We start from the raw sequence: 12,688 nt of genomic DNA, 5'->3' as shown, positions 1-12,688 counted from the left end.
ATGCCTTGGCTTCGCCGCCGAACTTCTTGCTCAGCACCGTCGTGATCGCCGCCGTGAGGGTCGTCTTGCCGTGGTCCACGTGACCGATCGTGCCCACGTTCACGTGCGGCTTGGTGCGCTCGAACTTGCCTTTTGCCATTTCTGTCCTCTAAAGAGCAATGCCCGTGTACTGGTTTAACGTCTGCACCCGGCTCCTTCTTCTCTCGCCACGGGCAACGAGAGGGGCCGGGTCGCAGACGGCTTGATATTCCGTCGTTGCCGCGACGGCGGGAATCCAGGGTCGCTGCGTTGAAAGACACTGGATCCCCGCTTTCGCGGGGATGACGCGACGCTGCGGACGCACGGGGTCCGCCTACGTCATGTCACTTCATCACGTCACTTCATCACGTCACTTCGTCCGCGCGGCGATGATCGCCTCGGCCACGTTCTTCGGAGCTTCGGCGTAGTGCTTGAACTCCATCGTGTACGTGGCACGGCCCTGCGACATCGAGCGCAACGTCGTCGAATAGCCGAACATCTCCGACAGCGGCACTTCCGCCTTGATGATCTTGCCGCCGCCGGGCATGTCTTCCATGCCCTGCACCATGCCGCGACGCGACGACAGATCGCCCATCACGTTGCCGGCGTAGTCCTCGGGCGTCTCGACTTCCACGGCCATCATCGGCTCGAGGATCACCGGAGAAGCCTTCTTCGCGCCTTCCTTGAAGCCGAAGATGGCGGCCATCTTGAAGGCCTGTTCGGACGAGTCCACCTCGTGGTAGGAGCCGAACGTCAGCGTGACCTTCACGTCGACGACCGGATAGCCGGCCATCACGCCCGAGTTGAGCGCTTCGACGACGCCCTTCTCGACGGCCGGGATGTATTCGCGCGGCACCACGCCACCCTTGATGGCGTCGACGAATTCGAAGCCCTTGCCCGTTTCCTGCGGCTCGACCGTGAAGACGACGTGGCCGTACTGGCCCTTGCCGCCCGACTGGCGCACGAACTTGCCTTCGACGTCGGTCACCTTGCGGCGAATCGTTTCGCGGTAAGCCACCTGCGGCTTGCCGACGTTGGCTTCCACGCCGAATTCGCGCTTCATGCGGTCGACGATGATTTCCAGGTGCAGTTCGCCCATGCCCGCGATGATGGTCTGGCCGGACTCCTCGTCGGTCTTCACGCGGAACGACGGGTCTTCGGCGGCGAGGCGTTGCAGCGCGATGCCCATCTTCTCCTGGTCGGCCTTCGTCTTGGGTTCCACCGCCTGCGCGATCACGGGCTCGGGGAACACCATGCGTTCCAGCATGACGATCGAGTTCGGATCGCAAAGCGTTTCGCCGGTCGTGACGTCCTTCAGACCCACGCAGGCGGCGATGTCGCCCGCGCGAATTTCTTCGACTTCCTGCCGGTTGTTCGCGTGCATCTGCACGATCCGCCCGATACGCTCTTTCTTGCCGCGAATCGGGTTGTAGACGCTGTCGCCCTTGGAAAGCACGCCCGAATACACGCGCACGAACGTCAACTGGCCGACGAAGGGGTCGGTCATGAGCTTGAACGCGAGCGCCGAGAACTTCTCGTTGTCGTCGGCCTTGCGGCTCGTTTCCTGCTCGTCCTCGTCCGTGCCCTTCACGGGCGGAATGTCCACCGGCGACGGCATGAGTTCGATCACGGCGTCCAGCATGCGCTGCACGCCCTTGTTCTTGAACGCGGTGCCGCACAGCATCGGCTGGATTTCGCCGGCGATCGTGCGCGTGCGAAGGCCGGTGTTGATCTCGGCTTCCGTGAGGTCGCCTTCTTCGAGGTACTTGTTCATCAGTTCCTCGTTGGCTTCCGCGGCCGCTTCGACCATCTTCTCGCGCCACTCCTTGGCGGTTTCCACCAGGTCGGCCGGGATGTCCTCGTAGGTGAACTTCATGCCCTGAGAGGCCTCGTCCCAGACGATCGCCTTCATCTTGAGCAGGTCCACCACGCCCTTGAAGTTCTCCTCCGCGCCGATCGGGATCACGATCGGCACGGGGTTGGCCTTCAGGCGCGCCTTCATCTGGTCGTAGACCTTGTAGAAGTTGGCGCCGGTGCGGTCCATCTTGTTCACGAACGCGAGGCGCGGCACCCTGTACTTGTTCGCCTGGCGCCACACGGTCTCGGACTGCGGCTGCACGCCGCCCACGGCGCAGTACACCATGCACGCGCCGTCCAGCACGCGCATGGACCGCTCCACCTCGATCGTGAAGTCCACGTGGCCGGGCGTGTCGATGATGTTGATGCGGTGTTCGGGGAAGGAAAGATCCATGCCCTTCCAGAAGCACGTCGTCGCCGCGGACGTGATCGTGATGCCGCGCTCCTGCTCCTGCTCCATCCAGTCCATCGTCGCGGCGCCATCGTGCACTTCGCCGATCTTGTGGTTCACGCCGGTGTAGTAGAGGATGCGCTCGGTGGTCGTGGTCTTGCCGGCGTCGATGTGCGCCGAGATGCCGATGTTCCGGTATCGTTCGATGGGCGTTTTGCGGGCCATGATGCTCTTTCGGTTCAATGGGACAGGGCCCGCTCTCGGCGGGCCCGTCCTCCTAGATGGGGACGACGATCAGAAGCGGAAGTGGCTGAAGGCCTTGTTGGCCTCGGCCATGCGGTGCACTTCGTCGCGCTTCTTCATGGCGCCGCCACGGCCTTCCGTGGCTTCCATGAGTTCGTTGGCCAGACGCTGCGCCATGGACTTCTCGCCGCGCTTCTTCGCGGCTTCCTTGATCCAGCGCATCGACAGGGCCAGGCGGCGCACCGGTCGCACTTCCACGGGCACCTGGTAGTTCGCGCCGCCGACGCGGCGGGACTTCACCTCGACCATGGGCTTCACGTTGTTGATCGCAACGGTGAAGGTCTCCAGAGGGTCCTTGCCCGACTTCTTCTCGATCTGGTCGAGCGCGCCATAAACGATCCGCTCCGCGACGGCCTTCTTGCCGCCTTGCATGATCACGTTCATGAATTTCGCGAGCTCGACGTTGCCGAACTTGGGATCCGGCAGGATTTCACGCTTAGGGATTTCACGACGACGCGGCATTTCGATTCACCTTTCAATTTGCTTCAGCTGGCCCCCGCCTTCACTTCCGGCTCGGGACCGTGGACAGCCACCCGGCTGCCCGCTTACTCGACCCACTTCGGGTCACTTCGCTCCGATCGCCCGCCGAGACGATTGAAGCACCGGACTGCGACAACTCAATTCAAGCCCAGGCCTTCTTCGGCCCAAGGCCGTCAGGCCTTCTTGGGTCGCTTGGCACCGTACTTGGAGCGGGCCTGCTTGCGATCCTTCACGCCCTGCAGGTCCAGCGAGCCGCGCACGATGTGGTAGCGCACGCCCGGCAGGTCCTTCACGCGGCCGCCGCGCACGAGCACCACGCTGTGCTCCTGCAGGTTGTGGCCTTCGCCGCCGATGTACGAGATGACCTCGAAACCGTTGGTGAGGCGGACCTTGGCGACCTTGCGCAAAGCTGAGTTCGGCTTCTTCGGGGTCGTGGTGTACACCCGCGTGCACACGCCCCGCCGCTGCGGGCTGTTTTGCATCGCGGGGGACTTGGACTTGGTCTTTTCGACCGCCCGCCCGCGACGCACCAGTTGGTTGATGGTTGGCATTGAAAACGTTCCCTAAACGCGTTCCGGAAAAATGGATGCGCCCTCCGGCGGCCGGCCGGAGAGCTCAATCTCTCCCGCCCCAATCGCGGGAAAGCCCTCTAGTATATCCGGGAACGCGGTGGGGCGCCGCTTTCTCCGGTGGGCGTCCGGTAGCAGCCCGCGCTCCCGCCGCTCCTTCTGCTACTTGATCCAGAGCCGCACGGCATCCCAGGCCCGCCCGAGCAGCCCCGCCTCTTCGACCGTCGCGAGCGCCACGAGCGGCACTTCGTGCACCACCTGGTCGCCGGCCAGGATCTTCAGCGTGCCCACTTGCTGCCCCTTCGCGATGGGGGCGAGCAGCGGGTCCGGCCGCGCGACCTGCGTCTTGATGTTCTTCGACGCGCCGGCTGGCACCGCGATCACGATCGGCTGCGGCTGGCCCAGCTTCACCGTGTCTTCCGAGCCCTTCCAGATCTTCGGCTCGGCCACCGCCTGGTTGGCATCGAAAAGCTTGAGACCCTCCCAGGCGGTGTAGCCCCAGTTCAGGAGCTTTTGCGACTCGCCGGTCCGCACGGCATCGCTCGTCGTTCCCAAGACGACCGCGATGAGACGCCGGCCCGGCAGGTTGGGGAAGTCGCGCCGCGCACTTGCGATCAGGCAGAAGCCGGCCGCCTCCGTGTGCCCCGTCTTCAGGCCGTCGACCGTCGGGTCGCGAAAAAGAAGCGTATTGCGGTTCGTGTCGTTCGCCGTCGGCGTTCCTTCGTAGCGGTACTTCTTGATGGCGAAGTAAGGCGCGTACTGCGGAAAATCCTTCAGGAGCCGGGCCGAGAGCGTGGCCAGGTCGCGCGCCGTCGTCTGGTGGCCGGGCTCGGTCAGGCCGTCCGGGTTCTTGAAGCTCGTGTTCCTGAGGCCCAGCAGCTTCGCCTGCTGGTTCATCAGTTCCACGAAGTGCTCGGCCGTGCCGCCCACGCCTTCGGCGAGCGCCATGGTCGCGTCGTTGCCCGACTGCACGATCATGCCCTTCACGAGGTCGTCGACCGGCACCTGCATCTTCGGGTCGATGAACATGCGCGAGCCCGGCATCTTCCAGGCCCGCACGCTCACCGGCAGCGTCTGCTTCAGATCGATCTTCTTCGCGCGCAGCGCATCGAAGACCACGTAGGCCGCCATCAGCTTCGTGAGCGATGCCGGGTCCACGGGCGCGTCGATGTCCTTGCCCGCGAGAATCTGGTCGGCACTGGCGTCCAAGAGGATCCAGTTGCGTGCGGCGATCTCGGGAGGCTGGGGCGTCTGCGCGGCGGCGACGAGGCAATAGAGGGCCAGGAAGGGCGCGGCGAGCGCGCGCATCAGTGTTGTTCTCATGGGACTTCAGCGAAGGTGCCTGAGCACCAGACTTTTCAGGACCGGCAATTTTCCGTGAAAGAAGTGCTCTGCCCCGGGCACTACGGTAACGGGAAGTGTCTGCGGCCGCGCCCAGTCGAGCACGGCCGCAAGCTCGACGGTGTCGTCGGCTTCGCCATGAACGACGAGCGCGCGCTCGTGCGACTCGGCAGGCAGCGCAAGCGGCGTGAAGTTCGACGCCGCGAGACCCACGAGCACGATCGCACGGATGTCGCGAATGCTCCACAGGCGCTCGATCACGCGCGTGGACACGAACGCCCCGAACGAAAACCCGCCCAGCACCAGCGGCCCCGCGGGCGCGAGCTGGCGGATCAATTCGAGCATGTCCTCGGTTTCGCCGCGGCCTTCGTCGTGCGTGCCTTCGCTGCGGCCGACGCCACGGAAGTTGAAGCGCAGCGCGGTGAAGCCGGCCTGCACCGCGGCGCGCGCGACCGTCTGCACCACCTTGTGATCCATCGTGCCGCCGAAAAGCGGATGCGGATGCGCGATCACCGCGATGCCGCGCGGCGCGCCTTCGGGCACATCGCGCGCGGCCTCGAGGATGCCCGCTGACCCATGCAGTTCCAGCTTCTCGGTGCGCGAATTCATCAGCGGCCCAGGTGAGGCGGCGTGAGAAGCCGCTCGACCACCTTGCCGTCGCGCAGGTGCGATTCGACGATCTCGTCGATGTCCTTGGCGTCCACGTACGTGTACCAGACCGCTTCGGGATAGACGACGCAGATCGGCCCGCCCTGGCAGCGGTTCATGCAGCCGGCCTGGTTCACGCGCACCGCCCCGGGGGCGGCGAGGCCGAGCGCCTTCACGCGCTGCTTGCAATGGTCGAACGCCGCGCGCGCATCGTGGTCGGCGCAGCAGGCCTCGCCGTTGTCGCGCTTGTTGAGGCAAAAGAAGATGTGATGTTCGTAGTACGAGGTGGGGGCGGGCGCCGTCATCCGCCGATTTTAGGAGCCCCCTCGCGGCGCGAGACGAAGAGCAGCGTGTATACGAGCGCCGCATAGGGCCAGAGCCAGCCGAGCCACTGCACGAGTCCATTGAAACGGATGAAACGCCCCTGCTCCCAGGTCTGCAGCGTGTGCGCGAAATAGGCGCTCGCGGGCGCCTGGTTGATCACGCTCAGCTGCACGCCGAGCGCGAGCATCACCATGGCTGCGCAGCCGCGCCGCGGCAGCACGACGAGCAGCAGCGCCATCACGAAGCCGACCGCGATTCCGTAGCTGACCGGCTCGCTGAGCCAGGCCCAGGCATGCATCGGGCCCCAGCTGAGCGCCGCCGACAGGGCCGTGGTCCCGATGCCGAGCACAAGCACCATTGCCGCGAACACCGCGCGCCGGCCCACGGAGCGGATGATGCTGTAGCCCACGAGGCAGGGCACGAGCAGACCGAGCGCCACGCAGAGCATTTCGGCGGCCGGCACGAGCGGCTGCAGTTCGACTTCACGCACCGGCAGCCACTCGAGAAAAGGCGTGTCCTGCAGCCACTCGGCGAGCCCCGCCTCCAGCCGCTCCATCACCTGGCCGAGTCCGAACGGCACGGCCGCGGGAAAGAGCAGCGCGAAGGGCCACAGGGCGAGCAGCACGAGCCCGCCGCGAGCATCGTCGACGAACCAGCGGGAACGTATGCGGCTCCAGTGGTCGATGGCGCCGGCGAGTTCGAGCCCGGCCGCCATCGAGGCGCCCACGAGCGCGCCCACCGCGTTCAGTCCGAGGTCGAGGTTGGACGCGACGCGCGAGGGCAGGTAGGTCTGCAGCGCTTCGAGCACGAAAGAAAGGCCTGTGGCCGCCAGCACCGCGACGATCACGGCCACCGCGTTGCTGCGCGAGAGCACGGCCAGGCTGCCGCGGCGGATGAAGCTGAGTGCAAGGAGAAAGCCGAGCGGGACGTAGCCGACGACGTTGGCTCCGAGGTCGAACGCGGTCCAGTACTTGGGCCAGGGGCTCAGCAGGAATTCCCACGATGGCATGCCCTGGTCGCGCCAGCCGGTGAAGGGATAGAGGCTCGCATAGACCACCAGCGCCGCATAGGCGACGGCGAGAGGCCACGCGGAGGTCTTGTGTCGCTGGACCACGCGCTCAGAACGGCTTGACGACCGCCAGGACGACGGCGGCCACGAGCAGGAGCACCGGCAGCTCGTTGAACCAGCGGTACCACCGGTGGCCGCGCATGTTGCGCCCGTCCTCGAATCGACGCAGGAGCGCCGCGCAGGCGACGTGGTAAGCCACGACCAGCAGCACCACCGCGAGCTTCGCATGCAGCCAGCCGGCGCCCGCGCCGACGCCGAAGCCGAGCCAGAGCCAGAGTCCGAAGCCGACGGCGGGCACGGCAAGCAAGGTGGTGAAGCGCAGCAGCTTGCGCGCCATCACGAGAAGGCGCTCGTATTCGGCCCGCGAGCCCGCCGGCACGAGTGCGAGGTTCACGAAGATTCGCGGAAGGTAGAACAGTCCCGCGAACCAGCTTGCCACGAACACGATATGGAAGGCCTTCACCCACAGCATCCGGCCGAGTGTAAGAGCGCGGCAAGTGCGCGGGAAAACACGCAAATCAGCGGCCGAAAAAAAACCCCGGCTCACTCGGCCGGGGTTCGAAGCCTTTTTGCTGTCACACATTAAGGCACCCGCTCAGGGAGGAAAAGCGGGGAGCGGCGAACCGCCCGCGCGTAATTTAACAAACGGCTGGGGCACTTTCAAGCCGCATGGACGAGCTGTTGGGTCTGCGGCCTGTTGCCGGACGGACAGGTCATACAAATCATGCACTTGCAGGCACCTGCGCCGGCGGCGGGGCGGCGGCCCGGTGTTCGTCCTGGGGCACAATTTTGTCCATGACTCCGTTTGCCCCCTTCCCCCAGGGCCGTCCGCGCCGACTGAGGCGCGACGAGTTCACGCGCAGCCTGGTGCGCGAGCACCGGCTTGCCGCGAGCGACCTCATCTATCCCGTCTTCGTGCTCGAAGGCAAGGGCAAGCGAGAGGCCGTCGCCTCCATGCCCGGCGTGGAGCGGCTGAGCCTCGACCTGCTGCTGCCCGTGGCCGAACAGTGCCTTGCGCTCGGCATTCCGGTGATGGCGCTCTTTCCCGTGATCGACGCGGGACTGAAGACCCCCGACGGCCGGGAAGCGATGAACCCCGAGGGGCTCATCCCGCGCGTGGTGGCGGAACTGAAGAAGCGCTTTCCGCAGCTGGGCGTCATGACCGACGTCGCGCTCGATCCCTTCACGAGCCACGGCCAGGATGGGCTGCTCGACGAGACCGGCTACATCCTCAACGACGAGACGGTGGAGGTCCTCGTGAAGCAGGCCCTCATTCAGGCGCGCGCCGGCGTCGACATCGTGGCGCCGAGCGACATGATGGACGGCCGCATCGGCGCGATCCGCTCCGCGCTCGAAGCGGGGGGCCTCATCCACACCCGGATCATGGCCTACAGCGCCAAGTACGCGAGCGCCTTCTACGGGCCGTTCCGCGACGCGGTCGGCTCCGCGGCCAACCTCGGCCAGTCCAACAAGAAGGTCTACCAGATGGACCCCGGCAACAGCGACGAGGCCCTGCGCGAGGTGGCCGCGGACATCGCCGAAGGCGCCGACATGGTGATGGTGAAGCCCGGCATGCCTTATCTGGACATCGTGCGGCGCGTGAAGGACGAATTCCGCGTGCCCACCTTCGCGTATCAGGTCTCCGGCGAGTACGCGATGCTCAAGGCCGCCGCCGCCAACGGCTGGCTCGACCACGACCTGGCGATGATGGAGGCGCTGCTCGCGTTCAAGCGCGCGGGCGCCGACGGCGTCCTCACTTATTTCGCGCTCGACGCCGCGCGCCGGCTGAAAGGCTGAATCGCGCGCCGAAGGGCCGAGGGGGGGGCGAGGTGGGAGAGGGGCGGACTGGACCGATCCCCGCTCGATGCCGCTAAGCTTCGCGGCATGCAGATCGTCGAATTCGCAGCCGGAACGCTACGCTTCCTGGAGCACCCGCCGCCGAAGCCCCCGGCATCCGGATTCGTGTGGATCTACCTCGAGCGCGAGGAGCTCGAGACCGGCCTCGGCAGGCTCCAGATGGCGGCGCAGGCCGTGGGCGGCTCCCCGATCCTCGACCTGCACGTGCGCGACCTCGCGAACCGGTCGCATCCGTCGCGCTACGACTACACCTCGGTCTACGACCTCGTGATCTTCCGCCGCCTCGCGAGCGACAAGGAAGCGCGCGCGGAGATCGGCGAAGAAGGAGCGAAGACGCGCACGCTCGCTGCCTTCGCGCGCGTGCGCACGCGCGCGATCGGCTGCGTCGTGTTCGACCGTCTGCTCATCACCGTGCATCCGTCCGGGTGCTTCACCGCGCATTCGTTCATCGAACGCTATCTGTCCGATGCGCTGCAGTCCGAGGGGCTGAGCGCCGCCGCGCGCAGCCGGCTGCCCGCCAACCCCGCCGACCTCATGCTGCGCATGCTCAACATGATGGTGGACAGCTACCTCGATCTGCGCCGCGACCTCTCCGGCGAACTGGATCAATGGCAGCACGAGCTGCTTGCGCCGCGCGCGCGAGAAGCCGACTGGGGGGCGCTGCTCACCGCACGCAACGCGCTGCACCAGCTCGAAGACCTGTGCGAGGAGCAAAACGACGCCGTCCAGGAGTGGCTCGACGCGCAGCGCGAGCAGCCCGCGCCCTGGATGACGCAGACCGAACGCGACGGCCTGCTTGCGCGCGCACGCGACGTGATCGAGCACATCGCGCGCGTGCTGCACCATGTGCGCCGCATGGAACAGGCCGCCGAGACGGCGGTGCAGATCCATTTCTCGGCGCTCGGCCACCGCACCAACGAGATCATGCGCGTGCTCACGGCGCTCACGGCCGTGTTCCTGCCCCTGAACTTCATCACGGGCTTCTTCGGAATGAACTTCGAGTACCTGCCGCTGCTGCACTCCGTGGACGCGATGTGGTTCGTGCTGGCCGGCATGGTGACGATCGCCGCCGCCATCACCGTGGTCTTCTGGCGCAAGCGCTACCTTGCCCGCACGGGGCGCTGATCCGCCGCACGGCAGGCGGGGCCGCGCTTCACGCGAGGTGCCTGGTGAAGAACGCCACCGCCCTCTCGCGCGCGAGCTTCGCGGCCTGCGCGTCGTACGAGGCGCGCTGATCGCAGTTGAAGCCGTGGTTCGCGTGATAGACATGCACCTCGACTTCCGGATGCGCGCGCCCGAACGCTTCGACGCTGTCCATCGAAATCCAGCGGTCCTGGTCGCCGAAATGGACCATCACCGGCACGCGGGGCTTGCGGTCGCGCTCGTCGGGCGTGGTCATGCCGCCGCCGTAGTACGGCACCGCGGCCGCGAGCCCCTTCAGCTCGCAGGCCGCCCGCCACGTGAGGAGGCCGCCCCAGCAATAGCCGACGATGCCCACCCGGCCCGCCTGCGCCGCATGATCGATCGCCGCCTGGATGTCCTGCAGCACTCCGGGCGAGGGCAGCGCCTCCACTGCGGTCTTGAGAGCCATGCCCTCGGCCACGTCGTCGGACTCGTAGCCGAGCTCCACGCCCGGCCTCACCCGGTGGAACGTGGAAGGCGCCACCGCGAGCCATCCGTCGGCCGCATAGCCATCGGCCACGGAGCGGATGTGCGAGTTCACGCCGAAGATCTCCTGGATCACGACGACGGCTCCTCTGGCAGGATTCTTCGCGGCATCCTTCGGCTGCGCGACGTACGCCGGAAAGTCGAAGCCGTCATGCGCCTTCAGCGCCACGAATGTGCCCATGAAAGTCTCCGGTGGTTGAGGTGTAATGGCGATTTGTAAACCAAACGGGGCGCTTCGTGCAGGAGGGTGATTCGGATCCGGTGCTGCTCGTGACAGGCGCAAGTCGCGGCATCGGCGCGGCGACGGCCTGGCTCGCGGCGCGGCGCGGCTGGTCGGTGGCGGTGAACTACGCGCAGCGGGCGGACGCCGCCGAGGCGCTCGTGCAGCGCATCCGGTCGGACAGCGGCCGCGCGATCGCCGTGCAGGCGGACGTGGCCAACGAGGAGCAGGTGCTTGCCATGTTCGAGACCATCGATGCGCGGCTCGGCCGCCTCGCGGGCCTCGTCAACAACGCCGGCGTGGTCGACCGCACGCAGCGCGTCGACGAAATGAGCTTTTCGCGCCTGAGGCGAATGTTCGACGTCAACGTGATCGGCAGTTTCCTGTGCGCGCGGGAGGCCGTGAAACGGATGAGCACGCGCCATGGCGGGCGCGGCGGCGCCATCGTCAACGTGTCGAGCGCGGCCTCGCGGCTCGGCGCGCCCGGCCAGTACGTCGACTACGCGGCGGCCAAGGGCGCCATCGACGTGTTCACGATCGGCCTCGCGCGCGAAGTCGCGGCGGAAGGCATTCGCGTGAACGCCGTGCGGCCGGGGCTGATCGAGACCGACATTCACGCCTCGGGCGGCCTGCCCGACCGCGTGCGAGACCTCGCGCCGCAGGTGCCGATGCACCGCGGCGGCTCGGCCGAGGAAGTGGCGAACGCCATCGTGTGGCTGCTGTCCAGCGAAGCAAGCTACACGACCATGGGACTGCTGGACGTTTCGGGAGGACGCTGATGAGCATCACCTGGTATTGGGAAGACCTGCAACCGGGCTTGGTGCGCGAGCTGGGCTCGATCACGCCGAGCGCCGAGGACATCGTGGAATTCGCTCAGCAATTCGACCCGCAGCCGTTTCATGTCGACGAGCTCGCGGGAAAGCGCTCGATCTACGGCGGCCTTTGCGCAAGCGGCTGGCACACGTGCGCGATGGCCATGCGCCTGACGGTACTGAACTTCCTGAACGAATCCTCCAGCATGGGCTCGCCCGGCCTGGAAAGCCTGCGCTGGCTGAAGCCGGTGTATCCGGGCGACACGCTCACGCTCAGCTACACCATCGTCGAGTCGCGGCCCTTGCGCAAGCGCGCGGACGTGGGACTCGTGCGCGGCCGCTGGGAGATGTCGAACCAGAACGGCGAGAAGGTGATGCAGATGGAAGGCTTCGGCATGTTCGGGCGGCGCCATGCGGCCACCGCCGAGGAGCTCGCCCGCATCGATGCCGAACGCTCGGCTTCCTGATGGAGTTCAAGCCCCTTCTCACGCTGCTCGCGATCGTGAACCCGCTCGCGATCGTGCCCTTCTACATCCACTACACGCAGGGCTTCACGCGGATGCAAAGGAGGCGCACGATCGGCGTCGCCTCGCTCACGGCCTTTCTCGTGATCGCGATCAGCGCCCTCCTCGGCATCCGCATCCTCGAATTCTTCGGCATCTCGCTCGCCAGCTTCCAGGTGGGCGGCGGCCTGCTGCTGCTCACGAGCGCGCTCAACATGCTCAGTGCGCAGCCGGCCGAAGCGAAGCCGCAGACGCGCGAGCTGCAAGACGGCGCGGAGAAAGCGGCGATGGGCGCGAGCATCGCCGTCGTGCCGCTCACCATTCCGCTGCTCACGGGGCCCGCGACGATCTCGACGGTGGTGATCTATGCCGAGCGGGCGCGCAACGTGTGGCAGCTCGCAACGCTCGTGGTCTATGGCGTCGTGATCGCGCTCGCGACGGCGATCAGCTTCGCCGCGGCGGGACCCATCGCACGCGTGCTGGGCAGGACCGGGATCAACGTGATGACGCGGCTCATGGGATTGATCCTCGCGGCGCTGGCGGTCGAAGTGATGGCCGACGGATTGCAGAAGCTGTTTCCGATCCTCGGGCATTGACTGCGGCGGATGCCCTTGCGGGGCCCTCGCGC

General features: G+C 66.6%; 15 protein-coding genes. 5 read left to right on the top strand and 10 right to left on the bottom strand.

Annotated elements, in window-relative coordinates; genetic code table 11:
* The 9 genes from VHA82_RS08750 to VHA82_RS08710 all read right to left on the bottom strand — a co-directional run.
* Window positions 1-139: GTP-binding protein (locus VHA82_RS08750; RefSeq protein WP_325542564.1), on the bottom strand; the 139-nt coding region annotated here is incomplete at its 3' end.
* Window positions 140-388: 249 nt separating this feature from the next.
* Window positions 389-2,491 (bottom strand): elongation factor G, encoded by a 2,103-nt coding sequence (fusA, locus tag VHA82_RS08745; RefSeq protein WP_325542551.1) that lies wholly within the window; start codon window positions 2,489-2,491, stop codon window positions 389-391.
* 69 nt (window positions 2,492-2,560) lie between these two features.
* A complete protein-coding gene (gene rpsG, locus VHA82_RS08740) occupies window positions 2,561-3,031 on the bottom strand; it encodes a 30S ribosomal protein S7 (RefSeq protein WP_325542549.1) in 471 nt (156 codons plus the stop codon).
* A gap of 191 nt (window positions 3,032-3,222) precedes the next feature.
* A complete protein-coding gene (gene rpsL, locus VHA82_RS08735) occupies window positions 3,223-3,600 on the bottom strand; it encodes a 30S ribosomal protein S12 (RefSeq protein ID WP_325542547.1) in 378 nt (125 codons plus the stop codon).
* A 180-nt stretch (window positions 3,601-3,780) separates the two neighbouring features.
* Window positions 3,781-4,941: a D-alanyl-D-alanine carboxypeptidase family protein gene (locus VHA82_RS08730; RefSeq protein ID WP_414708637.1), complete on the bottom strand. Its 1,161-nt coding sequence runs from the start codon at window positions 4,939-4,941 to the stop codon at window positions 3,781-3,783.
* Window positions 4,942-4,947: 6 nt separating this feature from the next.
* The gene (locus VHA82_RS08725; RefSeq protein ID WP_325542545.1) at window positions 4,948-5,568 is read right to left on the bottom strand and encodes an alpha/beta hydrolase; all 621 of its coding nucleotides are present in this window, start codon (window positions 5,566-5,568) and stop codon (window positions 4,948-4,950) included.
* Complete coding sequence (locus VHA82_RS08720; RefSeq protein ID WP_325542543.1) at window positions 5,568-5,912, bottom strand: (2Fe-2S) ferredoxin domain-containing protein; 345 nt, start codon at window positions 5,910-5,912, stop codon at window positions 5,568-5,570. The genes VHA82_RS08725 and VHA82_RS08720 overlap by 1 nt, the downstream gene beginning before the upstream one ends.
* Window positions 5,909-7,045 carry a VanZ family protein gene (locus tag VHA82_RS08715; protein ID WP_325542541.1) on the bottom strand — a complete coding sequence of 379 codons (1,137 nt, stop codon included), beginning with the start codon at window positions 7,043-7,045 and terminating at the stop codon, window positions 5,909-5,911. The genes VHA82_RS08720 and VHA82_RS08715 overlap by 4 nt, the downstream gene beginning before the upstream one ends.
* Before the next feature lie 4 nt (window positions 7,046-7,049).
* Window positions 7,050-7,472: a CopD family protein gene (locus VHA82_RS08710; protein ID WP_325542539.1), complete on the bottom strand. Its 423-nt coding sequence runs from the start codon at window positions 7,470-7,472 to the stop codon at window positions 7,050-7,052.
* Between the two features lie 323 nt (window positions 7,473-7,795).
* Between VHA82_RS08710 and hemB the strand changes: the two genes are divergently transcribed.
* Window positions 7,796-8,797 carry a porphobilinogen synthase gene (gene hemB / locus VHA82_RS08705; protein ID WP_325542537.1) on the top strand — a complete coding sequence of 334 codons (1,002 nt, stop codon included), beginning with the start codon at window positions 7,796-7,798 and terminating at the stop codon, window positions 8,795-8,797.
* 87 nt (window positions 8,798-8,884) lie between these two features.
* The gene (locus tag VHA82_RS08700) at window positions 8,885-9,982 is read left to right on the top strand and encodes a magnesium transporter CorA family protein (protein WP_325542535.1); all 1,098 of its coding nucleotides are present in this window, start codon (window positions 8,885-8,887) and stop codon (window positions 9,980-9,982) included.
* Between the two features lie 28 nt (window positions 9,983-10,010).
* Here the strand turns inward: VHA82_RS08700 and VHA82_RS08695 are convergent, their stop codons facing one another.
* Complete coding sequence (locus tag VHA82_RS08695; RefSeq protein ID WP_325542533.1) at window positions 10,011-10,706, bottom strand: dienelactone hydrolase family protein; 696 nt, start codon at window positions 10,704-10,706, stop codon at window positions 10,011-10,013.
* 80 nt (window positions 10,707-10,786) lie between these two features.
* Here VHA82_RS08695 and VHA82_RS08690 point away from each other — a divergent pair, with 80 nt between their 5' ends.
* Genes VHA82_RS08690 through VHA82_RS08680 form a run of 3 tightly spaced genes read left to right on the top strand, consistent with a single transcriptional unit; the run spans window position 10,787 to window position 12,656 of the window.
* Entirely contained in the window at window positions 10,787-11,524 is a 738-nt protein-coding gene (locus VHA82_RS08690) for an SDR family oxidoreductase (protein ID WP_325542531.1), read from the top strand.
* The gene (locus VHA82_RS08685) at window positions 11,524-12,024 is read left to right on the top strand and encodes a MaoC family dehydratase (RefSeq protein WP_325542529.1); all 501 of its coding nucleotides are present in this window, start codon (window positions 11,524-11,526) and stop codon (window positions 12,022-12,024) included. Before VHA82_RS08690 ends, VHA82_RS08685 begins: the two co-directional genes overlap by 1 nt.
* Window positions 12,024-12,656: a MarC family protein gene (locus VHA82_RS08680; protein WP_325542527.1), complete on the top strand. Its 633-nt coding sequence runs from the start codon at window positions 12,024-12,026 to the stop codon at window positions 12,654-12,656. Before VHA82_RS08685 ends, VHA82_RS08680 begins: the two co-directional genes overlap by 1 nt.
* The last annotated feature ends 32 nt before the right edge of the window (window positions 12,657-12,688 follow it).

This window comes from Ramlibacter sp., from assembly GCF_035548915.1.
In the GTDB taxonomy this organism is placed as follows: domain Bacteria; phylum Pseudomonadota; class Gammaproteobacteria; order Burkholderiales; family Burkholderiaceae_C; genus Ramlibacter.
This window is presented reverse-complemented; position numbering and strand designations above follow the sequence as displayed.

Coding starts and splice junctions, on each gene's coding strand:
- fusA (WP_325542551.1), bottom strand. CDS start 2,491: ATGGCCCGCAAAACGCCCATCGAACGATACCGGAACATCGGCATCTCG.
- rpsG (WP_325542549.1), bottom strand. CDS start 3,031: ATGCCGCGTCGTCGTGAAATCCCTAAGCGTGAAATCCTGCCGGATCCC.
- rpsL (WP_325542547.1), bottom strand. CDS start 3,600: ATGCCAACCATCAACCAACTGGTGCGTCGCGGGCGGGCGGTCGAAAAG.
- VHA82_RS08730 (WP_414708637.1), bottom strand. CDS start 4,941: ATGAGAACAACACTGATGCGCGCGCTCGCCGCGCCCTTCCTGGCCCTC.
- VHA82_RS08725 (WP_325542545.1), bottom strand. CDS start 5,568: ATGAATTCGCGCACCGAGAAGCTGGAACTGCATGGGTCAGCGGGCATC.
- VHA82_RS08720 (WP_325542543.1), bottom strand. CDS start 5,912: ATGACGGCGCCCGCCCCCACCTCGTACTACGAACATCACATCTTCTTT.
- VHA82_RS08710 (WP_325542539.1), bottom strand. CDS start 7,472: ATGCTGTGGGTGAAGGCCTTCCATATCGTGTTCGTGGCAAGCTGGTTC.
- hemB (WP_325542537.1), top strand. CDS start 7,796: ATGACTCCGTTTGCCCCCTTCCCCCAGGGCCGTCCGCGCCGACTGAGG.
- VHA82_RS08700 (WP_325542535.1), top strand. CDS start 8,885: ATGCAGATCGTCGAATTCGCAGCCGGAACGCTACGCTTCCTGGAGCAC.
- VHA82_RS08695 (WP_325542533.1), bottom strand. CDS start 10,706: ATGGGCACATTCGTGGCGCTGAAGGCGCATGACGGCTTCGACTTTCCG.
- VHA82_RS08685 (WP_325542529.1), top strand. CDS start 11,524: ATGAGCATCACCTGGTATTGGGAAGACCTGCAACCGGGCTTGGTGCGC.
- VHA82_RS08680 (WP_325542527.1), top strand. CDS start 12,024: ATGGAGTTCAAGCCCCTTCTCACGCTGCTCGCGATCGTGAACCCGCTC.